The 21,483-nt window shown below is 53.6% G+C and carries 26 protein-coding genes; 8 read left to right on the top strand and 18 right to left on the bottom strand.

The window, feature by feature from the left end:
• Window positions 1–8: 8 nt before the first annotated feature.
• Both Pla22_RS24860 and Pla22_RS24865 read right to left on the bottom strand, forming a co-directional pair.
• Complete coding sequence (locus Pla22_RS24860; protein WP_242632328.1) at window positions 9–1,271, bottom strand: cation:proton antiporter; 1,263 nt, start codon at window positions 1,269–1,271, stop codon at window positions 9–11.
• A 401-nt stretch (window positions 1,272–1,672) separates the two neighbouring features.
• Window positions 1,673–3,472 carry an FAD/NAD(P)-binding protein gene (locus tag Pla22_RS24865; RefSeq protein ID WP_146517614.1) on the bottom strand — a complete coding sequence of 600 codons (1,800 nt, stop codon included), beginning with the start codon at window positions 3,470–3,472 and terminating at the stop codon, window positions 1,673–1,675.
• A gap of 102 nt (window positions 3,473–3,574) precedes the next feature.
• Here Pla22_RS24865 and Pla22_RS24870 point away from each other — a divergent pair, with 102 nt between their 5' ends.
• Window positions 3,575–4,039 carry an MOSC domain-containing protein gene (locus Pla22_RS24870; RefSeq protein WP_146517615.1) on the top strand — a complete coding sequence of 155 codons (465 nt, stop codon included), beginning with the start codon at window positions 3,575–3,577 and terminating at the stop codon, window positions 4,037–4,039.
• Window positions 4,040–4,203: 164 nt separating this feature from the next.
• Here the strand turns inward: Pla22_RS24870 and Pla22_RS24875 are convergent, their stop codons facing one another.
• Window positions 4,204–4,527, bottom strand: coding sequence for a hypothetical protein (locus Pla22_RS24875; RefSeq protein WP_146517616.1), 324 nt, complete (start codon window positions 4,525–4,527; stop codon window positions 4,204–4,206).
• Between the two features lie 333 nt (window positions 4,528–4,860).
• On the opposite strand from Pla22_RS24875, the gene Pla22_RS24880 reads away from it, so the two are divergent.
• Window positions 4,861–5,109 (top strand): DUF3253 domain-containing protein, encoded by a 249-nt coding sequence (locus Pla22_RS24880; RefSeq protein WP_207310481.1) that lies wholly within the window; start codon window positions 4,861–4,863, stop codon window positions 5,107–5,109.
• Here Pla22_RS24880 and Pla22_RS24885 read toward each other — a convergent pair.
• Window positions 5,099–6,670, bottom strand: a complete 1,572-nt coding sequence (locus Pla22_RS24885) for a RecQ family ATP-dependent DNA helicase (RefSeq protein ID WP_146517618.1) — start codon at window positions 6,668–6,670, stop codon at window positions 5,099–5,101. The genes Pla22_RS24880 and Pla22_RS24885 overlap by 11 nt on opposite strands.
• 258 nt (window positions 6,671–6,928) lie before the next feature.
• Window positions 6,929–7,402, bottom strand: a complete 474-nt coding sequence (locus Pla22_RS24890) for a hypothetical protein (protein ID WP_242632329.1) — start codon at window positions 7,400–7,402, stop codon at window positions 6,929–6,931.
• Between the two features lie 523 nt (window positions 7,403–7,925).
• Between Pla22_RS24890 and Pla22_RS25445 the strand changes: the two genes are divergently transcribed.
• The 4 genes from Pla22_RS25445 to Pla22_RS25450 all read left to right on the top strand — a co-directional run bounded on the left by Pla22_RS25445 (window position 7,926) and on the right by Pla22_RS25450 (window position 9,381).
• Entirely contained in the window at window positions 7,926–8,159 is a 234-nt protein-coding gene (locus Pla22_RS25445) for a hypothetical protein (protein WP_165440823.1), read from the top strand.
• Window positions 8,156–8,368 carry a hypothetical protein gene (locus Pla22_RS24900; RefSeq protein WP_165440824.1) on the top strand — a complete coding sequence of 71 codons (213 nt, stop codon included), beginning with the start codon at window positions 8,156–8,158 and terminating at the stop codon, window positions 8,366–8,368. Before Pla22_RS25445 ends, Pla22_RS24900 begins: the two co-directional genes overlap by 4 nt.
• A gap of 174 nt (window positions 8,369–8,542) precedes the next feature.
• Window positions 8,543–9,193, top strand: coding sequence for a peroxiredoxin-like family protein (locus Pla22_RS24905; protein ID WP_146517620.1), 651 nt, complete (start codon window positions 8,543–8,545; stop codon window positions 9,191–9,193).
• 44 nt (window positions 9,194–9,237) lie between these two features.
• On the top strand, window positions 9,238–9,381 hold the full coding sequence (locus tag Pla22_RS25450) for a hypothetical protein (protein ID WP_165440825.1): 144 nt from the start codon (window positions 9,238–9,240) through the stop codon (window positions 9,379–9,381).
• A gap of 149 nt (window positions 9,382–9,530) precedes the next feature.
• Here the strand turns inward: Pla22_RS25450 and Pla22_RS24910 are convergent, their stop codons facing one another.
• The 7 genes from Pla22_RS24910 to Pla22_RS24935 form a co-directional block, all read right to left on the bottom strand.
• Window positions 9,531–9,953 carry a DUF4275 family protein gene (locus Pla22_RS24910; RefSeq protein WP_146517621.1) on the bottom strand — a complete coding sequence of 141 codons (423 nt, stop codon included), beginning with the start codon at window positions 9,951–9,953 and terminating at the stop codon, window positions 9,531–9,533.
• Between the two features lie 44 nt (window positions 9,954–9,997).
• The gene (locus tag Pla22_RS24915) at window positions 9,998–11,950 is read right to left on the bottom strand and encodes an FAD-dependent oxidoreductase (protein WP_242632330.1); all 1,953 of its coding nucleotides are present in this window, start codon (window positions 11,948–11,950) and stop codon (window positions 9,998–10,000) included.
• Between the two features lie 192 nt (window positions 11,951–12,142).
• Complete coding sequence (locus tag Pla22_RS24920) at window positions 12,143–12,352, bottom strand: hypothetical protein (RefSeq protein ID WP_146517622.1); 210 nt, start codon at window positions 12,350–12,352, stop codon at window positions 12,143–12,145.
• Between the two features lie 110 nt (window positions 12,353–12,462).
• Window positions 12,463–12,891, bottom strand: coding sequence for a hypothetical protein (locus Pla22_RS24925; protein ID WP_146517623.1), 429 nt, complete (start codon window positions 12,889–12,891; stop codon window positions 12,463–12,465).
• A gap of 118 nt (window positions 12,892–13,009) precedes the next feature.
• Window positions 13,010–13,183 carry a hypothetical protein gene (locus Pla22_RS25455; RefSeq protein ID WP_165440826.1) on the bottom strand — a complete coding sequence of 58 codons (174 nt, stop codon included), beginning with the start codon at window positions 13,181–13,183 and terminating at the stop codon, window positions 13,010–13,012.
• A 172-nt stretch (window positions 13,184–13,355) separates the two neighbouring features.
• Window positions 13,356–13,604, bottom strand: a complete 249-nt coding sequence (locus tag Pla22_RS24930; RefSeq protein ID WP_146517624.1) for a hypothetical protein — start codon at window positions 13,602–13,604, stop codon at window positions 13,356–13,358.
• Window positions 13,605–14,187: 583 nt separating this feature from the next.
• Window positions 14,188–14,679, bottom strand: a complete 492-nt coding sequence (locus Pla22_RS24935) for a DUF1569 domain-containing protein (RefSeq protein ID WP_146517625.1) — start codon at window positions 14,677–14,679, stop codon at window positions 14,188–14,190.
• Between the two features lie 179 nt (window positions 14,680–14,858).
• Between Pla22_RS24935 and Pla22_RS24940 the strand changes: the two genes are divergently transcribed.
• A complete protein-coding gene (locus tag Pla22_RS24940) occupies window positions 14,859–16,076 on the top strand; it encodes an IS110 family RNA-guided transposase (RefSeq protein WP_146517626.1) in 1,218 nt (405 codons plus the stop codon).
• A gap of 714 nt (window positions 16,077–16,790) precedes the next feature.
• Here the strand turns inward: Pla22_RS24940 and Pla22_RS24945 are convergent.
• The 3 genes from Pla22_RS24945 to Pla22_RS24955 form a co-directional block, all read right to left on the bottom strand.
• Window positions 16,791–17,429, bottom strand: a complete 639-nt coding sequence (locus tag Pla22_RS24945; RefSeq protein WP_146517627.1) for a protein phosphatase 2C domain-containing protein — start codon at window positions 17,427–17,429, stop codon at window positions 16,791–16,793.
• Between the two features lie 128 nt (window positions 17,430–17,557).
• Window positions 17,558–18,349, bottom strand: a complete 792-nt coding sequence (locus Pla22_RS24950; RefSeq protein WP_146517628.1) for a hypothetical protein — start codon at window positions 18,347–18,349, stop codon at window positions 17,558–17,560.
• A 117-nt stretch (window positions 18,350–18,466) separates the two neighbouring features.
• Window positions 18,467–18,712, bottom strand: coding sequence for a hypothetical protein (locus Pla22_RS24955; RefSeq protein WP_146517629.1), 246 nt, complete (start codon window positions 18,710–18,712; stop codon window positions 18,467–18,469).
• Window positions 18,713–19,059: 347 nt separating this feature from the next.
• Here Pla22_RS24955 and Pla22_RS24960 point away from each other — a divergent pair, with 347 nt between their 5' ends.
• The gene (locus Pla22_RS24960; protein WP_146517630.1) at window positions 19,060–19,305 is read left to right on the top strand and encodes a hypothetical protein; all 246 of its coding nucleotides are present in this window, start codon (window positions 19,060–19,062) and stop codon (window positions 19,303–19,305) included.
• A gap of 617 nt (window positions 19,306–19,922) precedes the next feature.
• On the opposite strand, the gene Pla22_RS24965 is transcribed toward Pla22_RS24960, so the two are convergent.
• From Pla22_RS24965 to Pla22_RS25605, 3 genes are all read right to left on the bottom strand, one after another.
• Window positions 19,923–20,204, bottom strand: a complete 282-nt coding sequence (locus Pla22_RS24965; protein WP_165440827.1) for a hypothetical protein — start codon at window positions 20,202–20,204, stop codon at window positions 19,923–19,925.
• A gap of 384 nt (window positions 20,205–20,588) precedes the next feature.
• The gene (locus Pla22_RS24970) at window positions 20,589–20,954 is read right to left on the bottom strand and encodes a hypothetical protein (protein WP_146517632.1); all 366 of its coding nucleotides are present in this window, start codon (window positions 20,952–20,954) and stop codon (window positions 20,589–20,591) included.
• A 336-nt stretch (window positions 20,955–21,290) separates the two neighbouring features.
• The coding region (locus Pla22_RS25605; protein ID WP_207310482.1) for a hypothetical protein at window positions 21,291–21,483 on the bottom strand (193 nt) is incomplete at its 5' end.

Raw genomic sequence — 21,483 nt, forward strand, 5'->3', positions numbered from 1 at the left:
TGGTGTTCTTATGCACTCTCGCCCTTCGCCCTCGATGCATAGAAGCTTAGTAGGGGTGTGGAGAAGTTGCTGTGAATCAATAGTGAAAGCGCGATGGTAGTTAGAACGATTCCGCCCAGGCGATCGGTAGTTGCTTCGTCGAGTCCTTTGCCGGCCGCATAACTCAGATAGTAGAGCGAACCGATTCCGCGGATGCCAAAGAACGCAATCAGCTTTTTCTGAACAGCGCCGGTTTCGCTTTGCACCAGGGCCGCGTAGGTGGAAATGGGACGGATGATGGCGAACATGACAATCGCGATCCACCAATCAGTTGGCAACGTCCAGTGCGAACAAAGCAAACAACCGATCAACACGACCAATGCGACTTCCAAAATTTCACCAAACGTATTGTTGATGCTAGCGACTTTGTTCATCAGTCGTTCCGCATCGTCTTCACCACGTTTCTCATCCTCCTCGTCCTCCTCGTCCTCCGCAAAACATCGCAGCGCGACACCGGACGCAAAGACAGCCAAGAACCCGTAGGAGTGGATAGCGATTGCCGCGCCGTAACTGAATCCGATCAGTCCTAGCGTCAAGAGTTCCTCGCAGACTGCCGCATATGCAGTGGAGCGGTTGAGCCAGACGCTCAGGCGGCTGATACCGTAACCGGCGATCCAGCCGCAGCCTATGCCGGCGGCAATCGCCCACACCAAGTCCACCGCAAACCAACGCCAACCGCCGTCGCCGAGTTCGTGAAGGCCGAGGAGTCCAAGTCCTAGCATCACGAATGGGAATGCCGCTCCGTCGTTGAGTCCCGCCTCGCCGGTGAGTGCGTACCGCAGCTTGTCTCGATCATCGTCGTGTCGAACTTGAACTTCGCCGGCGAGTACGGGGTCCGTGGGAGCGAGGACGGCACCGAGCAACACAGCTGCACCGAGAGAGAGTCCCAAGGCAAGGCACCCGACCGCGGCGATGCCAATGATCGTTAGCGTCATCGCAACCGTGGCGAGTGGGATTGGCGACCTGCGGAGGTGTGACCACGACGGCTTGAGTTTCATCCCGGCGGTCAGCAGACTGACGAGAACAGCAATTTCCGTAAGGACTTCGATCAATTTCGCATCGTCGGTCAAGTTCAATTTCACTAGCCCGAGTCCCCAAGGGCCTATCGCGATCCCGACTAACAAGTAGATCACAGGCATGGAAACTGGCAACTGACGCAGCGGTCCCTTGGCGAAGGCTGCTAACAGGAACACTGTCCCGATGACGAGAGACCAGATCGCTACTTCGTCCAATGAAATATTTCCTTGCGGAGATTATGAAACGTGACGTATTCAATCACAGACTGAAGTCCGCGCGACGGGTTTCGACCCAGGAAGACCTCTTAGACGGATAATGCCGTAAGGGCAAACTTCGGTCGGCAAGTCGCGATCACTTCAAACTGTTCGTCGGCACGACCGACGTGTTCTAGCCGGGCTGTAACAGAGCATGGAAGTTCACACGGCCGGTAACTGGAATGTGATTCTGGGCTGGCTGGTCGCAAATCAACCATTCCTAAGTCGTCGGCCCGACGCAATTCGATACTATTTCCAGTGAGAGGCAAACCGCATGCCGCCAGATCGGGACCGGCACACACTTTGCCCAAGCGGTTCAGGACTTTTGTCGAAATCACGTTTGCGTTGATACTTGTCGAGAGTCAATGGTGGATCTCCTTCGCTTGTCGCGAGAGGGTCGCGTCGGGAAGGTTGACTTTCCAATAGTCAACAACCATTCGTGCGGTCAACTCGCAAACCTGCAACCCGTATGAGTATGGACGAACGCCAGTTGCATGAGGGAACGCGACATCATAGAGACGATCGTTTGGCTGCCCGTCGACATCAATGATTCGATACGAAGGATCAATGTCGATGCCGCCGATTTCGTAGGCGGGCGGATCAGTGTCGACCAATCGTTCGCGATCACAATCGCTAAGTTCTTTGACCGAGTCAGATCTAGCAAACTCGGCGCGTGCTGGTCGGACGCTACCGGATCGTACCAGCGACGCAAATGGGAATTCGTCCAGCTTGAGTGATCCTTGACCCGTGCAGTCGACGAACATGCGGTACGTGTGTGTTGTTGTCTTATTGCCTTCCTCGACATCGACGGTTGTTTCACCGTTCTCGCAGCAGACGACCGTAGCGCGACCTGCAACCAGTTCTAACCGACCGGCATCTCGCAGTGCTAACAACATTCGAGCCGATTGCAGTGGCATCGCCGCGATTACGTTCAACAAAAACGGCATCACGACGGACTGAAAGCGAATGTGATCCTCAGCAGGCATCCAGTGGGCGTGGAAATTCAACGTGTACATCAAATCGTCAAAAATTTCCTTCCAATGAATCGGCCGATCCTGCTCAACAGACTCTTTCGCTTCGGGAAATTCGCAGCGCATGCCCTCAAATGCGTCGGCATACTCGTGTTCATCCGTCATCGTTTTAGCGAATGATTCGATCCCGAAATCGCTCGCTTTTAACTGTTCAACAATGTCATCTCGGCCGTCGCTAGAAAATGCCTTGATCAGTGACGGTCGGCAGACTTGGTCGAAGTAGGTATCCAGTCGCAGAAAACCGTTTTCGTCGCGTAAGTGTTCTAAAACGTCGGCACGTACGTGGCGGTACAGCACTCGGAACGACTCGGTCTGTTCATACTGCAAATGCGGAAGCCAGCCTTTAGCCGCATGCATCACGAAGCGGAATTCTCCACTACCTGGGTTGGCCCTGTACTTCATCGTGTCGCCGTCGTCAAACCGCCCGTGACGATGAGCCAATGATGAAATTACATCGAAAGCACTCAGCGAAGCACCAAGCGTTCCTATCGTGAAGTTCCACTGCTCATTGCTGTTGGGCAACAACTTTTGAATCGGCCAAGGTGAGGCGTAATATCCTGCCTGTGGTTGGTCTCGATCGTCGAAGCTGTGTCCGCTCGCTATCACGACCGCATCGAACTCATACTCGGACCCATTGTCTACCACCACGGTGACGCTTTCCGCGTCGATTTGGTCGTTGATGTCGGCAACACGACAATTGGCATGCTCAACAATTCGTACGCCTGCGGTTCGCAGCTTGTGAAGTTGTGCTTGGAATTGGTCAGCGAAGTAATGCCCCATCGCCAACCGACTGTACGTTTCATCCTCACTAATTTCGCCTGGACGCATGCCGTAGCTAAGAAGAGTATCGTCATCGAGCTGGCGAAGCCAATCCGCAAACGGAGTCTCTAGAGGAGGCAATTCCTTCGATGCGATATTACATAAGTTGTACTGATCGGTCGTTCGCGGGCTATACGGCATGCCTCGCCCAAGCTCGATGTCCTTCTCAAAAATCTCGATACGGTCAATGTGGCTCGCCAAGTGGTTCGCAGCATCGGCAATGTGTTTCAACAAGTAGAGTGCCGTGGGACCGCTACCGATGATGGCTAAGCGGCGAAGGTTGACCATATTGAGGCTCTCGTAGTGGGACATGCCGGAATGTCTTCGACGCGAAAGGATTTCTGGCGAAATCCACTACGAATGCACATCTCGTGCCAGCGTTATTTGGAACGAAGTTTGCGGGATCGACCGACTATGAAGCTCACTAAGATCATCGTTTCACCCGGCCACGATTATTGGGTTGGGAAGGGGGAACTCACCCTTCAACACGGCACGCAAAGCCCCAACGAGGTAGTATGCGAGGCTGGCAAAGGTTTAGTGGGCGACCGCTACTACCACGGCAGATCCAATCGCAAAGGCCAGGTGACGTTCATTGATGAGGCGGTGATTAATGCCATACGACAACGGTTCGACTTGGCCGAGCTAGACGATTCGTTGTTCCGCCGAAATTTGATCGTTTCCGGAGCTGACCTGTCGACGTTTCTTGGCAAACGCTTTGAGTTACAAGGTGTGGAATTTGAAGGCAGCCAGGAATGCCGACCTTGCGACTGGATGGACCGCATGATCGCGCCCGGTGTAAAAGAGTTTCTGCAAGAGAACTTTCGCGGAGGGTTGCGAGCCAAAGTGATTACGAGTGGCAGATTGGTTGCGAACTCGTAATCTCGCCTACAGCTAAGACCACCTGCATTGGCACGAACGACCTCACGCGATGGCATACTTTCTCGCATGCATATATAAGTAAATGTCCAATAGCCCAGTGGTTCGTCGCCTCTTCGACCGTGCGGCCGTTCTATTGATGGCGTCCTTCGACGATAGGACTGCCGTCAACTAGCCGAAGACTCTCGATCACGCCACCAGCGAGCGTACGGCGTGTTCTTAACTAGGCACCGGTTGTAATCACTGTCGTCATTCCACCAACAGGGTCCTCTTTCGCCTAGTGCGATCTTGACCTCGTTGACTCTTGCTCGCGCTTTACGCAGCTCACCTTTGTTGCCCCCTGCCTTAGCGGACTTGACTGCACGACGAGCTTGCATCAATTCACGAACCAACCGTACTCGATCCTCCTCGCTCAGGTTTGGATTGGTGCACCGCCACAGTCGTTCGCGATGGACAAAGTATCTGCCGTCTTCGGTGGTTGGGTATTTCACGGATAAGCCTGTGACCTACGCAAGGATTTCCAACTGGTCATCTTCAGGGTAATTTAGGTGACATCCATACCTCAAACATCACTCGAACGTTCAGTACAGTTTCTAGTCGTTGATTGGCAGGCACGTAACAATCGGACACGTTGCGGAAGATCAAGCTGACTCATTCAACATGGTTTCGATTGCATCAGCGCTTAGAGCCGAAACTGCAAATGTTATAAGTGTCTCATAGTACTCGGGATGTCGTTCGTTGATGCTGCTGGACTAACGGCTAATCGGCTCTCTGGCTTAGAGCTTGCAAAGACTCTTTGGACCGCACCATTCAAAAATGAGAACATGAATCGAGCTGCAATCGCAAACTGCATCCTCAAGATGGCGACTGAGCGGGGTGAGGCAAAGTCCATATGTCCGTCAGAGGTTGCTAGAAACTTGTTTGGTGAGTCGTGGCGATCCCAAATGCCACTAATTCGCGACATAGCTGCGGAACTGGTAGTCGCAACGCAAATCGTTGTCACACAGAAGGGTCATAGTGTTCATCCTGTTGATGCAACCGGCCCTATTCGCATTTCGATCACTAAGTCCTAGTCGAGTGCGAAGACCGAGGCCATTTCCGCCGTTTGTGCACTGGCTTCAGTGACTCCTCTACCTGAACATTTAACAAACCGCGTGCACTGCAGTCGCCACCAGGTTCACAAACATCACACTTGCAACCATCACTTTTCGATTCGTCGTCGAAATGGCTCAGAATGGCAGCCCATCGGCAGGAGTGACGTCCAGCAAACTCGACCATTTGCTGAAGAGCAATCTGTCGATCTTCGGCACGCCGATGGGCGTCTTGGGCAATTCGATCAGTGACATCGTGACTAACTTCGTCGACCAATACCTGCCATCGTCCGCGTCCAGTGGGAGCGACCAAACCGCGCGATGCCAATTGTTGTAAACAGCCCTTGAGCGTCTGCCTACCTAAAGCACTAATCTTCTTCAACTCCGCCAATGACACAGTTCCATCTTCCGAGCCCCACCTTTCGACGCCCTGGATAAGACAGCGGTGAGCTGTTGCGAGTTGCGACGAATCTAAATGCCCACCTGCGAACAGCTTAAGGACTTGCAGGTCATCTGAATCGAACAATAGCGTGCAGTTAGCGCTCTTCCCATCCCGGCCCGCTCGACCTACTTCTTGGTAGTAAGCCTCAATGGAAGGTGGCAGGCTGTAGTGAATAACTTGTCTGATATCAGGTTTGTCGATTCCCAGTCCGAATGCGTTAGTCGCAAACATGACTGCTGGTGGTCCGTCCATAAACTTGTTCTGCGAATCAATCCGGTCCTGCTTTTTCATTCTGCCGTGATACGCAAGCACCGGATACTTCAAGTCGCAAAACTGATTTGCGAGTCGCTCGACTTCCTTAACCGTAACACAGTAAACGATCACCGGTTCATTACGGAACTCTCCGTTGTTCATCGTTAGCATGTGACGAAGACGCTCCTGCTTGCTCGCTTCACCACAACACGCTTCTACCGACAACCGCAGGTTCGGTCGATATGCCGAGTTCGACACTGTTACAGGGTCAATCATATGCAGACAAGAAGTAATCTCTTCAACTGTGCCCGCCGACGCGGTAGCTGTCATCGCGAGAATTGGTGGATCACCAAGACGCTTCCGAGCGTGTTGCAGGCAAAGATAGTCCGGTCGAAAGTCGTGACCCCACTGACTTACACAATGAGCCTCATCAACAACAAACAAATCAACACCAATCTCAGCAAGCAACTCGCACAAATCTGTCTGTTGCAGACGCTCGGGCGTCGTAAAAACAAATTCCGACTTTCCCGACTTCAAATCATCTCGAAAGGCTTCAGCCTGCTTCTTCGACTTCGAACTGTTCAGAATGACCGCGTGAATTCCGTTCTCACGAAGACTAGCCGCTTGATCTTCTGCCAGTGATATCAACGGACTTACAACGACAGTGACTCCATCCAATTCCAAACCTGGCAACTGGTAACAGAGACTTTTTCCTGAACCGGTTGGCATCAAGATTAAAGTGTCGCGGCCCTGCAACGCGGCACGACAAGCTTTTGACTGACCGGGCCGGAATCGTTTGTAGCCAAATGACTGCTCTAGTCGTTCGCGCAGTTTCGGCACTTGACTCATGATTGCAACTTTCAACTGATGACAACGACCATACCGAGGTAGCATGACGAGGTAGCGTACGACGCCTTGAATGCACATCGTGCGAATGACTAGGACTATTGACGACTGATGCTGACGCTGGACAAACAAAGTGTTAGATACCAACGTCGCAACGCGTTACAAACTCATCACGTGCAGTCGTGACACTAGCCTTGCTTGATTTCGCTATTGGTCTCTTGCGAACCTATCCATCTCTTCAGATACCAAGAAGTACAAGATTCAACGGCGGTGACGATCCGGAAGATAAGACATGATCGTCGATGATGGCTCGCGCGACCTGATATACGCCGCGTAGCCTAAAGCTCCCAACGCAAGGCCCGCAATGAACACTAGACCGGAGGTCGCACCACGGTGTTCATCCACCTCATAGCGGACTCGATCCATCGCTGTCTGAACCGGCGGAGCAACACGATCGCTCAATTGCTCGCCCATGTGGCTTGCCCGTTTCAGGATCGAGGGTGCTGGAGCATGTTCACGGACTACAGCCTGAACTTCGTCTGCGGACGTGTTTGTGAATTCATTCAGAAATTTTTCAAGTTCGTAGACATCCTGTGGCAATGCTTCGACGTCGCGTGAGTCCAAGTGCGGCCAGCGTTCAATGATCGCAGTCTTCACTCGAATCCAGGGTTCGTCCGACCACGCAGGCTCAGTTGACTGATTCTCGCTCACGGTGGCTTCGTTTCGGCTGCTCACGTCTGCATTCCTATCTCATTTTCTCGATGCCCCGCGTCCACCGTTCATAGTGGATAGATTCGCTGCATCGGCCCCTTGTTGCTTTGCAACCCGTGTGCCAACAAGTTTCCATTTCCCACTGCAAGCTTCCTCATCTCAACTCTTTCGCTTGTAGCCCTCGGGTACGGCCGAAGTGTCGATAATTTCCGAGCATGAATTTCGAGCATTTGTAGAGTGCCAACTCAGCGAGCCATTGCGTCAGTTCAGGACTACTTTCAAAATCAAACAAAAACCCGAAGAGCTCTGTGATGCCCATTAATGCGAGTAACGGGTGTCAAATGAGCTTAGACATGATGTTTGTCGCAGGTAATCAATGACGAAGTTATCACGACCTAACCTACTGCGACATTAGAAGACAACGAGGTCCAACCCAAAAAGGTTGCTCACCGAGAATGACAGGGGATCAGCAAATTCTTGTTGGCAACATCGTTCCCTTTTACTTCTATTGCTTGCCAACGGTCGTTCGCATCAACACGAGATTGTCATGCACCAGACTAGACGACCAGATGAACTTTGCGTCGGATTGGGGGTCGTCAAACAGGTCGGTAAAGTTCGTGTACGCGGGTTTGTTCCTGACACCAATAAAATCATTGGTGAAAGTGAAAGCGTTTGCCCAATCATTATCGTCAAAATCGACGGCGGCCAAGTTTTCAAGTATTGGCCAGTGTGCCGCGAAGTACGCCGTTCCGTCTGCCGCGTCATCCGTACTGCACTTTGAGCTATCTCGAATTTACTCTAACGGAGAAAGGCACGATCGTTTTGGCCGAAACCAGTGGCCTTGGTTTCGCCGTAGCTCCCGGCATGGGCGAGAAGGCGGGCGGACCAAGCCACCTGTTGCGAAAGATGGGTCTAGCGAATCTTGCCGAGACACCAGAGAAGCTTACGACGTGGAAGCTCGTCAAAGATGCCGACCGCTGGCCTGGATAACGACAGCTTGGACGACCAAACCATATCTCTGTTGATCGGCGATCAGTAATCCAAAGACACCCGCGAGAACGAGCATCGAAGATACACCGAAAAAAAGGATGAACGCATCGATCATCCACCACTTCCAACCTGCCGCAAATCTTTACGCTGCGGCGTTACGACTTGAGATATCCGATGACGACTTTACGCGACCAAACCGATACGCAGTTCGCCAAGCTACAGCAATCGAAGCCTGAGTTTGCGAAACAAATCGAGTCTCTTCTAGCTAAAGCTCGCGATTTTGGAGATGGGAAAGATGCGATTGCAGTGGGCCAACCCGCTCCAGATTTTGAACTGCCAAGTGCCAAAGGTGAAGCGATCAAATTGTCTGCCCTGCTCGCCGGCGGACCGGTGGTGATCATGTTCTATCGTGGCAGTTGGTGTCCTTACTGCAACCTGCAACTGCGTGCGATGCAGAACCGACTCGCTGACATAGAAATCCATGGCGGCCAGCTTGTTGCAGTGAGTCCGTCGGTCCCCGACGAATCACTGTCGCTGATCGAAAAGGAAGAACTAAGATTCACAGTGCTTTCAGACAAAGACGCACTGGTTGCCTCGCAATATGGAGTCGCTTGGAAAGTCCCCGAACTAATACTCGACCATATGCGTGACGACCGCGGCCTTGACCTGACCAAAATCAACGACGGTAATGGCACCGTGTTACCCATCCCTGCGATTTTTATCATTTCAATCGATGGCATCGTGACGTGGCAATACGTCAACGTGGACTATCGTCATCGCGCTGAGCCGGAGGATGTCATCGCAGCCCTTCGCGAATTATACTGATGGCCTCGCACATGAAACGTATTTTCTATTGAAGATGACAACGGATGGCAGACGCTTTCCGGATTCAGCAAGATGGCAGAGAACTTTCGCGACTCTGTTGTCACACGATGATGGAGATGAACAAGATCGTTGCGGAACTGGGCGGCTATACCAGCCGCGAGAACACCAGCCCTCCAGGCCATCAATGAATGTCGATCGGCCCGCAAGCCATGCACATCATGGCAAGGTTCTTGCTCGATTCCACACCTCGAGCGAATCAAAGATGTTTGTAACAACGAGGGCCGCCGCAGTAGAGTCAACCATCTCAAGACGCCTAGACCGGAAGCTCCGGTTCACGTCATGGATGTACATGGCAATCCAATGCATCGTGCGAAACAAAGTAAGGACCGATTCCATGCCCGGATTCGTGCGTCGTAACGTACAACCATTTCAAAGATGCCGGAAAAAAGTAGAAATCAAAGGACGGGAAACAATCCTGGACGGCAATATCACGCGGGCAATACCAGAGCATATCAAAGTCTTCGTGCCAAACGTAGATCGGCGAATCACATTGCTGGGCAAACGCGTTCTCAGCGGCGGCACGATCCAGTGCCGGCTGAAATCGATAGCTGTATGCGTGCCACAGACGGCCCTTGTAGGCGTACGAACCTGTTTGCTCGTGCACAACCGCGAAGAAGTGCCGAGTCATCCTCTTCATCACTTGCCGAAAGGATTGACCAAGAACGCGAAAGTCGTCTGGCGGGTAGTCGCAGTCGCTCACTAAATCTTCTCCATCAGCCTATACGCATTCGACATCGTTCAGTTTCACCGAGTTGGGCGTCGAAGAAGCGAAGCGGCTTCTTGCAGCCAATCGGATCGACTCAGATTCCCATCTGCCTTTGGCAACTTGGTCGTGTCGAGGTCTAAGCCCAGAGCGATTTTTCCCCATCGCTCGGCCAGTTCGGCAGACAAATCCTTCTTCAGCTCAACGGCATGGCTTGGATAGTTTTCAGTGTACTGACCATGAATCGTTGCCCCTCGTGGCCCTCGATCTGGTTTGTTCGCTAGACCATGAAGTCCTCCTGCTGTGCCAATTGCCTGAACGATCCGAAACAACGGATGATCCCGCGGCACGTCGCCAGCGTACACCGTAGCTGCGCCGGCTGAATGAAGCCGCTGTTGAAGCAGGCGTACGGGCACCTTTTGAACCGGAACCCCCTCGGCCCGTACTAGGTGCGCCGCGTGCCCGGCCGCTTGGCCCAGCGACATCCAGATCGGCTCCAACCGCAGCGCGCAGAACCCAACGTGGGTCGAACTGGCCGCCACGGGCACCAATAGATTCGTCACCTGCGGCGGGACGATCACGCCATAAGGAATTTGGTACGGTGGAGTTTGGTTGTAAAACTCGCCGATGTGTCTACCGCTAAAACGAGTTCCTTCATGACCGGTGCCGTGACAGTTATTACCGTATTCACCAATAGCCACTGATTCCGGATGCAAACGAGCGCGGGCTTCATCACCCTCCGACTGACAATCATGTTGAGTGAACAGATATTGGCCGACCATCCGTCGCGCTTCCCTCACATAAAGCTGCGGCGGCAGGTGCCCCGTGTCCTCGAACTCGTCCCTGCACCAGCCCCACTCACTAGCCTCGTCCCGAAACCTCTTGGGAACAGCGTCATCGTTCTGGAGAAAGTAGAGCAGTCCCACTTGATCCCGCAGATGCTCGGCGAAGATGCGGTCGCGTTCCTCCGCCGTACCCTCGGGCCAGCCGAGATTCTGACCGGGCAATGACAGACGGATCGCCCCGCCGGAAACGTCGTTTATGTCATATTTATCGTTGGGCAGTGGCGGAGTTTGCGCTTTAAAAAGACAATTCTTTGGGTAGCCGAAGATGGATTCGATCTCGCCCCCATTCAAGACATCCAACACCGCGACGAAGTCCTCTCGCCTATAACCCTCAGGGGCCGAGGGTGCGACGCGGTGCTTCGGCTTCTTTGTCATGGTGAAACGGAAATTGTACGCCTGCAATTGCATGTCAGCTTTCTGCGGCGCCAATGGCTCGTCATGCGCTGCTCGTCCTTCGCGGCCGACGCAGTACGGCACGCCGGCCTTTGCCATCAGATCGCCCTCATAGCTCGCATCAATGAAGACGTCCGCCGAGAAGTCCCAGGTCTTGCCATCAGCCCCGATAAACGTCGCCTTCCGAATAGCCGGAGCTACCGCACCGCGATCGAGCTCGACTCCTTCGAGGCGAGCTTCGGTGATGACCCGAACCCGCACCCTCTCCTTGAGCATCGCATTCAACACGGCCAAGTTCACGTGCGGCTCCGCGAACACTCCGCCAAAGCAATCCTTCACCTGTTGGGAGTCGCGGCCATACTCGGCTACGTAATACGTCTCGACGCGATCAGCGAAGTCGAGGAACGCACCGGTCAAACCTTCGCGCGCGTGGAAGTCCGTGTGCGATAGCCCGGATGTAACTAGCCCACCGACACGACGAGTCCGCTCGACGAGCACTACCGACTCACCATCGTCAGCGGCGGCGAGAGCGGCGGCAATGCCGGCGGGAGTACCACCGTAGACTAGGACTCCGCATTGAGGCTCTTTCGCAGCACCCACGCTGACAAAAAGGAAAAGCATCGTGATCGCTAGGAGTTGACGCATCGTGTCTTGATTTTCAGAGAGAACCCGCTGTTCCAGTAGCCGAACGTTACGGATCACCGGAGCCCGTATACAGCTTAGATTCGACGTCACGTAGCGGGGCGAGATTTTCATGCTGGCGGTCACGGAATGGTTGCCAGAACCTAAACATTCGCGGCAAGCGGCACGGACGCAAGACGATCACGACCGGGTTGCACTGCCGATCGCCACCGAAAAAGCGAAATACAGCGACCGATAGTGAAAGCGAGCGCCAATGACGACGTTCGGACCAGTTCAACACAATCGAGCGGTTCTGTAGTCGCGGTACTATGGTATCACGTAGCCGTGCCAGTTCGGACTATCGGAGTACACAACCAATGTGTCAATTCCACGAAAGCACCAAAGTAGCCAGGCAATCATGGTCAGTGCGACAGCGTAGACAAGCGTCGCGGCGAGTAAAACGAGAACAAACGAGACAGTTAAGGCAACCACCGGTGCGGCGGTGACAAGGACGGCAATGGCAGGGAATAGCTGCACGAGTGTTGCCGCAAAACGCAACCCGTCACCGGACCGGGAGAGCTAAACTAACCATCGCCAAAACGCCCGCAAGACAGTCTCCGGGACATCCCGTGGTTCTTCTTGTTGGACTAGTTGCTGAAGGGATCAGCAGATGCATCGCCACGAACCACAGTGCCGGTGGTTTTAGGACCGATCTTGGAGAAGTCAACGAAGAGCAGTTGCGTTGAGCCATTGCCCAGGAATGTCATCTGCGTTTCGAATTTTCGATTGTCCGACATTTCTACACGAATTGTCGGCGTTGACCGACGAAAACGAAGGGTCGGGCTGTAGCCATATAGATTGACGATTGCGTCGCCGACATAAAGATTGTCGACATACAGCTTTGCAACCTGCGGCTTGAAGGAATCCGCAGAACGTCCAGAAGCTACAATCTCAGGTGCAAAGTAGAGTCGTAGCGTCGTGACCTCAGGATTGCACGACGGAGAAACGTCATCGGCATGCACAGCGTGGACGAGGAAGAGCGTTAGAAACGCGAGAACCGCATGGCGTATCAACATCGGGTTTACCTGTAGGAAACGATCGTTTAGGTGGGATAACGTTTAGGATAACCGGGTACGAAGAGTAGACTCTCCACTTCAAACCCGTGTGATTGAGCACTCCGCCTTCATCCGTTTGTTATCCGCCTTCGTCCGGCGAGGATCGTCCACTTTGCGTTGGTGACCGTAGTGTGAAAGCGATTGGAACCAGCATGATTGCCAAAGCGCCCATCGGCCCGAGAAAACGAACGCAAAAGTACGTAATCGGACAAACGACCAACGCGACGATAAAGGCAAACTTCGTTTCAGACATGCGTGTTGCTTTGTGGTGCTGGTGCGAGAATCGGTTTCTTGGACATCAATGCTGACAGTGCACCCCGATTTCAATTTCCGTGATTTAACTCGGATAACGGCAGGCAGAACCGGGCCGCTGCGGTTGATGCTCCACTTGAAAACACGCGATCGACGGCTCCGCGTTCATGCCATTATTGTACGGCAATCTCAGCCTCTGAGCAGACCTTCACCTGCCAGTCCATCAATAGTTTAACACCCTCAGGAATGCCGTACGTTTCTGCGAAATTGTTTGAGAGTTGTTTGTTTAGCAATGGGTCTACGACGATCATCAGTTTACCAAGTTGCTCGTAGTAAACTCGAACGTGAGCGTGATTGTCAAAATCAATCTTAGTCGATCCAAATAGGCTATTTAGCGCGTTGACCGTGTTTGGACGGGTCAAAGCAATTTCTGCATGTGCAATTGAATGCCGCACTGCACTCAAAGCCCGATCACGATTTGCCTCAAGGCATTCGTATGCCTTATGAGCTGTGAGGTACTTCTGAACCCGTTTCGATTCTAAAAGCAGTTTTGCAATGAATAGCGTTGCCTCGTAGAGCTTCGGCGATTTCGTTTGCCGTACAACATCGGTGTCAACTTACCATCATGCATGATTCGACAAAGAGCAGACGAATCAAATTGGCGAATCGAACCATCTGGTAGCTCTGCAAATTGGTACGGTCGGTGCCAAGGCGTCCTCACGAGAAAGTCGTGGCTGGAGATTCCGGAATTCTTCTGAAAACGCTCCGGAACGATCCGGCAATATTGGAAGTTCGCGTAGTCCTGTGAGTTTGAATCCATCCGTTCCGTCCAGTGTAATCTGCATCCCTTGTGACATACGACACAACGAAAGGTTCGTCTCTAGCCGTAGAACGTCGGAATTCACGCGGTGGCGGGAGTTGATCACCCACTTCCAAAAGCACGCCACCGCCACTCGCGTGCAATTCTCTGGTTATCCGTCGTGATGGGAGGGTATAAAACACCTGTTAGGCGTCCGGTACGACGAAGCTTAAGTGATGGGCGGCATGCCATTGTTGCATCAAGAGCCACTGTTCACGATTAAGTCTTCCCAGCATCGGATAGTGTGTGACGAATGGAGTGGAGGGATCCATTAGGGTTTTCGCAAGCGCGTAGAACCGGTTTGCGCAGTCGTCTTCGTCGAGATCTAGGGCGGGCTGAAGTTGTTTCGGGGCTTTGCCACGAAGCTTAGATGGTTTTCCCTTCCGCATCGTAGGCATGAACATCAGTTTCATCACTGGTCGCAACAGGGCAGGAAACGTGAATTCCGCGCCGTCGATCGTCATTTGCATGGACATGTTCAGGTGATCGAGTATTTGGGCGAGGCTCCAAGCACCAACCAGTTCGTAGCCGCCTTCACGCAATCGAACAATGTCGGTGCAAGCAGCACCCAAATCAGGATAACGCAAATCCATTCGTCGATCTGCGATTGTCACTTTCCGTTCAGGTTTCTGGAGCATGCTTGTTGAGTGTGATTGTAGCTGGTGTGAATAATTCAGTCGGATAAAGAATTCATGAAGTCCGTGGTTTGAGGCGAGTCGGTTGCTTTCGCGCTGCTGACCAGGCGGTGATCGTTCTCTTTCGAGACATCACAATCAATCGCTTCTAGCGTGAACACCCCAAACCACGGAGACTTCTTATGGTGACATGCACCATCGACCTTGGCAAGTTTGATAGCGTCTGCTGCTTCTTCGACCCGGCCAGCCAGAAGCATCAGTTCAAGACCATCGCCACTCGGCGCTCACACATCGAGCACCTGCTAAGCTCTCGGCCCGACATCGATCTGATCGTCATGGAAGCCTGCGGACCGTCAGGCTGGATCAACGACATCTGCCAAGATAGACAAGTGAAAACACTCGTCTGCAGCACCAACGAGAAAGCTTGGAACTGGAAAGCCACCAAGCGAGAGACCGATCGCGACGACGCACTGAAGCTCGCCGAAATGTCCCTGCTGCGGCGACTCGTGCCGGTCCACGTGCCAAAGCCAGACATTCGCGAGCAACGAGCGTTCATCAAGTATCGCAAGAGTGTCGACAAGGACATCAACCGACTCAAGAACTCGATACGCAGCCTCTTCGCCAACCGTGGCATCGAGATCGACACCGGCGAGCGGGCCTGGAACACAGGACCGGTGCACATCAACTCGTGCCGCAAGCCGATCGAAGACTGCACGCGTGATGAGTTGTGGCGAGGCCAACTCGATATGCAGCTCTCACGTCTTGACGACGTGACCAGGAAGCTCGAATCACTCGAAGCAAAGCTCGACGAATTCGCCGCCGAGCATCCCAACATCGTGCGGCTGATGACGATCCCCGGTGTGGGTCGCAAGACCGCCGAAGCGATCGTCGCGGCCATCGACGATCCGCATCGCTTTAAGAACGCAAAGCATCTTTCCAGTTACCTCGGACTGACACCTAAACAACATCAGTCCGGTGAGATCGACCGCAACGGACGCATCAGCAAGCGAGGCAGCAAGCTGCTTCGCACGATGCTGTTGCAGTGCGCTTGGTGCAGCCTCAGATACAACAAGTGGAGCAAGAAGACCTACGATCGAATCACCGGTGGCAGCAAGACACGTCGCAAGAAAGCCGGCATCGCGTTGGCGCGGAAGCTCGGCGTGATCGCTTGGGCGATGATGCGAGACCAGACCAACTGGGACGCCAGCAAGCTGCTGCCCCAAGCAGAGGCCAAAGACAACGGCAAGTTGAAGATCAAACGCAAGCCACCAAAACCACCTGGCCCCGTGTACAGCGACGAGTCGTCTGGCGTCGCGCACCGCAAAGCCAACTTAACCACGAAGCCCCAACGTCAAACCCGAACTGGTAACCGTCGCACCCAAACCGTTCAACTGAAATGACACCGACCAAGGCTCGCCGTCTTGCGAGCCGGGCCGCTCTGGAGTGATCGCGAATCGCTGCCCGGGGCACTGCAACAAAAAGTTGACCTCGAGATAATGAATGCGACGCTCCGGAGTAGCCTTGTCAAACCATCCAACGATCATCCTTTTACAACCGTCCCGACCGCAGCGAGCTGACGAAGCGGCAGTTGCGAAAGACACCTAAGCGAAACGAGAAACATCCCGAGCAGGACTCCCCTTTGGCCATGACTACTCCCCAGAGTTGGAAACCGAGAAACGCGTCCAACGCTGCAGCGTTGAGCTAAAGTCTCGGGAGACGCCGCGATAAAGCATGTGGCTGGCCCAAGCAAGAGTATTTCAAACGAATCCATCCGATTGGAACGCCTGTAAGAAATGATGAGACGACGCACATCAAACAAGTGACCTGTCACTTCAGCGTCGACACCTCGAATAGTCGAATAGTTCCCAGACGGACTTTCTCACCTCGCCACAGTGTCCACCGCCTCCGCCAAGCCAACCCGCTCTCAACACCACGTAAAGAAATGCCCAACAGACCCATGTAGAGAAAAATTCCAAAAAGCGGCCAGACGCCTCTGGTCAAACCACGGACTTCATAGTCGGCGGCGATCAGCGGGCCGGGAGAGCTGATTGTCCATTCGAGAAACCTTGCAAGCCCGGCTCCGTTGCATCGCATCGTTCCCCGCAACTTGTGTGTCAAATCGAGTAACGTTTGCGCGATGCAGCCGTCCGGCGTATCCGACACGCGACGATTGCAGTATCGTCCCAAAGGTCGCCGGAGGGAAGACGGACCAAGTCTAAACATGCACGCGGAAGAGCAAAAAAGTCAGTGCGACCGATGAGCGGTGTAATCTTCTCGCGTTTGGCGTAGTCGAAGAAGCCGTCGGAACCAACCAAAAGGACACCACTGAGTCGGCCGTGCCAGAATGGAGCAGGTTTCGCCGCCTGTGAACCAAGTAGCGGTTTGCAAGTCTGCGTACGAGTCAAGTCAGTGATGTTTGAGCCGTCGATCACCCACGCACAACTATCGCCGACGCTTGCACCAAGAATGCGGTCGGGATGTAGGTCCACGATCACAGCGGTGGTTTCACCGCCGTGTATGCGAAGGTCGAGTTGCGAAAGAAACTGGGACCAAGCAGTTGAGTTGTCAATCGCTGCGTAATTCGCCCGCGTTTCCCGAATCACGGTTTCGGCCGCAATATGTCCGTCCCCCGTGCCGCCAGCGCCGTCTGCGACCACGATCAATGTGCGATCACCATCAGTGATCACTTCGATGCGATCTTCGCATCGCTCGCGGTACGCTTCGACAACGTGGGCAGTTTCAAACGATGTCATAGATGAGCATCGTGGTTCTCAGTCGGGGAACGGAATGGTTCAGCGGGCGGGCGTTAGCGATTCTCAACTACAAAAGCGAACAACACGCCCGCTCCGTTGCAACCGATAGTGCGTTATTGTCAAATGCATCACTTGAACGATGCCACTCCTACCTGTGCCGAAACATGAACGGTGTTTCCTGTTGTATCCGCGTCCCGTAAAACCAGTTTGTAGATCCCTTCACCATCTATGGGAGATGAGACATGAAAAACGATTTTAACGCCTGAAATTCCGCTTGTTAACACTTTGCCTCGTGGGTCCAAAATCGCAAATTCCGTCTTTTTGTCCCCCTGGTCGTCATCGAGGCCGGTCATTTGGACAACCAATACTGCATTCTTGGATGGAATGTCCGTAATTCGGAGCGGAACCTCAATTTGTGGTTGGGCGTTGGTCAATCTGAGTTTTGTCGTCTGCATCAGGGCGCGGAAATCCATTTGCAGTGAGCCGGTCTTGACTCGATCGACTTCAAGCTTGCAGTCCGCGAGCTGTCGTTCAAGCTCCTCTACAGCACTTTCGAGTTTGCCGACGTCGGCATCTTTTGGTTTTGGATTCGGTGGCCCTAATTGCAATTTTGCAGCGTAATCGCGTATCCGTATAGCATCATCTAGGTCGGTCGGAGCAATTTCAGCCTGTATAGCCGCTAAATTCTGGACGCACTTTTCGATGACTTCTTGGCGTTTAGCAGAATACTTTTCCTCACTCTCCGTAACGAATTTATCGTAGATGGCAGCTAGGTCTCTCAATTCCGATTCAAACGACTCGATGGCAGCTCTTGCCTTCGGAGATCGAGGCTTTTTGCGCTCATCTTCCGCCGAGACTTGCAGTCCGAGCAGTAACGCTAAAACGGACAATCGAGTAAGAACTCTAGAAATGAATCGCATAAGGATTCCTTCAAAACGAACGACGCGCGTCACCCGGTACGCGCGAGAGATTCTCAATTCCAAAACCGCCCGACTCGCGTACTCGGGTGCACGCGATGGTTCCCCGGCGGTTCGGCGTTACGCAGTCGTGGCGGGTGGATCGAGACGGTATCGCGATCCAAACAGAAACACGCCCGTGAACGCCGCGAACAGAAGCAGCATCGAGACGATGTCTGCCGGTGTAATCAATGCCGCAAGGGCGGCACAAACAACTACGGCAATACCCGCACGATAGTGCCGATGGTTTCGGGCATAGAGCAATGCAACAGGAATCGCCAGCAGGGATAGCAACAGCAATTCAATGGCACCAAGTGAAAGCGGCATAAGTGAGTTCTCCAGCGACAAGGAATGGGTGGAAGTCTCGCCGAAAGCACTCCGTCGGCAATTGCCACGAATGTGAAGCGAAGTCCAAATTTTCATTGACTCGACGGATGATGTCAAGAGAGACAGCGCGCCGTTGACCGGGCACCCGAGTCCGCGACAGGTTTACCTCAACGAAGCAATCCACGCAGGCCGGACGAATATTCGCCAGCGTGCGACCCACACGTCTAAATCGCGATTAAGGCATTCGGGGAACGCTTGTAATCACGGGGTTGCGGCCCGTGATCTAACCATCAGAAAACGCATGGACCGCAACTCCAGTGCATTACATTGTTATCCGCGTTTTGACCATGAGCAGATGGAACGAAAGTTACGAAGATCGTCGAGAACGTGAACGCGAAGAACGCCGCGAGTATGAAGCGGATGTTTTCTACGAGGTGTGGCGAAGTGGTCGCGATCCATACCGGATTGATTTTGACCGAGTTGACGACAACCGATGGGATGGCATGTACGCGGATGACGCCGCAGCCGTCGAGATCAGAGCACAACAACCGAAGCACCAAGAGCCAGAAATTGACGAAGGTTACTTCGGATAACGTCCGGGATCAGCGGGCGGCGGGAGTTGACATTGATATCACCAAAAACCGCACCACCGCCGCTCCGTTGCATCCCATGGTTCGCCGCATCCCGCAGCAAGGCATTGGCGACAATCGAAGACAAGAGCAGATCAAATTCTACCAATCGCGTCGACGTTCAGCAAATCGGCTCTGGCGGATAGTTCAGACGACTAAGTGCGCCCATCAGTGACGGTTAGATCGTTCACGATTCACGAAATGCCCTACTGTAAGGATGAAGCCCGACGTCAACACAAGTGTGGACCCCAACGCACTAGCCAAGATGTCCCATCCGAATGCGTAAGTGTTAGACGCAAGCGATACGAGAAGCAATGCAATGCCTAACGTAGAGACAATCAGCCCGACGCCGAGCACAACGTACGAAGCAAGTCGGTACCCGTTCGGCATCAGCAGTTGACGTTCAGTATGTGAATGTGAGAGTCGTTCAAGTTTGACCGGGTGCCGAGAAACCGTGTAGCGGCTGAGAGCAATCTTCTGTGTCGGCGAACGTCCAGCGTCACCGGGCCGGGAGGGAAAAGCCCACCATCCGAAACCGCTCGCAAGCCCGGCTCCGGTGCACGCAATGGTTATCCCCATCATCATGCGGGAAGTTTCGGTGAGCCCGAATCCGATTCGTGGCGAGATATGAGGAAACCAATAGCTAGGGACAGGCCGGAGAGTACCAAGGCGACAATCGCAGTGCAAACAAACCCGGCCAAGGCAGAGGGAAGGCGTCCAGCGGGGTGGTCATCGCTGTAGTCGTCAGCAATCCCAAGCTTGATGCAGCAGAACATTGCAAGTAAGCCAGCCAAGACTTGTACTAGCGGCAGGAACTGGGTCAGTGCCAATGCAATTCCGCCCTTTGTGAGTGCAGGTCTCAATCGTGGAACATGGATTCCGATTCCTATTGCAGTAATTAGAGCGAAGGCTAGTGCAGCAGCCACTCCCGGCCGGGCACTATCCTCGGTGAGGAAAGAAGCCAAGAAAAGTGGGAGCAGTGAGTTTGCAGCTACGATCAACGCGGTTGAAACCGCGAACGTACGAGCATCGCGAACGGTCTACGACGCATGGGCAGCAGCACGGTCGCCAATCGCAGGTGGAGCGTAGGGATTGGTCATTGCCAAGTGGGATAACGATTCGGTTCAGCGGGTGGCGGGAGTGCCCGTGCAAGCACACGAAAACGCCGACCACCGCCACTCCGTTGCAACCGTTGGTTATCCGTTTACGGCAGGAGCGTTTGCGGAGCAGAGCACGCCAATCGAGCATTAGTCAGCTTGGTGGTCATGATACCGCATGTTGAAGGTGCCGTCGGGATTTACAAGCGAGAACTTTTGCGATGTAGGTTTCTTGGATGCCCGGTCCCGCCTGGAAGCATCTCGCATTCGAGCGTGCGAAGCGATGCGGTCCCGGGCTGGTTGGGTTGCGAGGGATTCCGCCATGCGGGCGCGGTCGCTATCGAAGTATGCCTTTCGTCTAGCCAGGATCTCGGCGTTTCGAGCGATGGCGATGTCATCGTCGCTACTACGTAGATATGTGACCAGGGTAGGCCCGTACCATCCAAGAAGCGGGCCAGCGAACGCCATGAAGGCAACAAGCGAACGAAGGCTAAACTGGAAAGGGCGCTTCAGCATGGCGTTGGACGAGCTTTGAGATACGGATTAGACCGCGAGGGCACCCAGTCGGATAACGTTACGGTTTACCGGGCGGCGGCGAGTGCCGTGATTTCAAAACAGCGCGACCACCGCCGCTCCGGTACAACCGATGGTTATCCGTTTTATCGACGGGCATTGATCGAGTGTTGGGCAGTGGATTCCAGGTCGCCAAAGTCTAGCGGGCCATAAAGTACGCGGCAAGCAATTCCGTTCATCGAAGGATCAGAACCGTTGCGGTGCCATCGACAAACGCCAGTCGTTAAGACGGAAATCAGTCAGCGATCAACCAACGTTGCAGCCAACGCTAACGGAGGATCAAAACATTTGACGCGTCGATTCACTAACGCAAAAGCCGAACGACCAATTCGCAATCGAAGGTTGAAGTGATCGCTTGTGCGAAGAAATACGCCGGACACCTGAGGGAGTATGTCGGATAAAGAATCCATGAAGTCCGTGGTTTGAGGCGAGTCGGCTGGTTACACCTGCTGACCAAGCCGTGATCGTTCTC

Origin of the sequence: Rubripirellula amarantea (assembly GCF_007859865.1) — a bacterium.
GTDB lineage: Bacteria > Planctomycetota > Planctomycetia > Pirellulales > Pirellulaceae > Rubripirellula > Rubripirellula amarantea.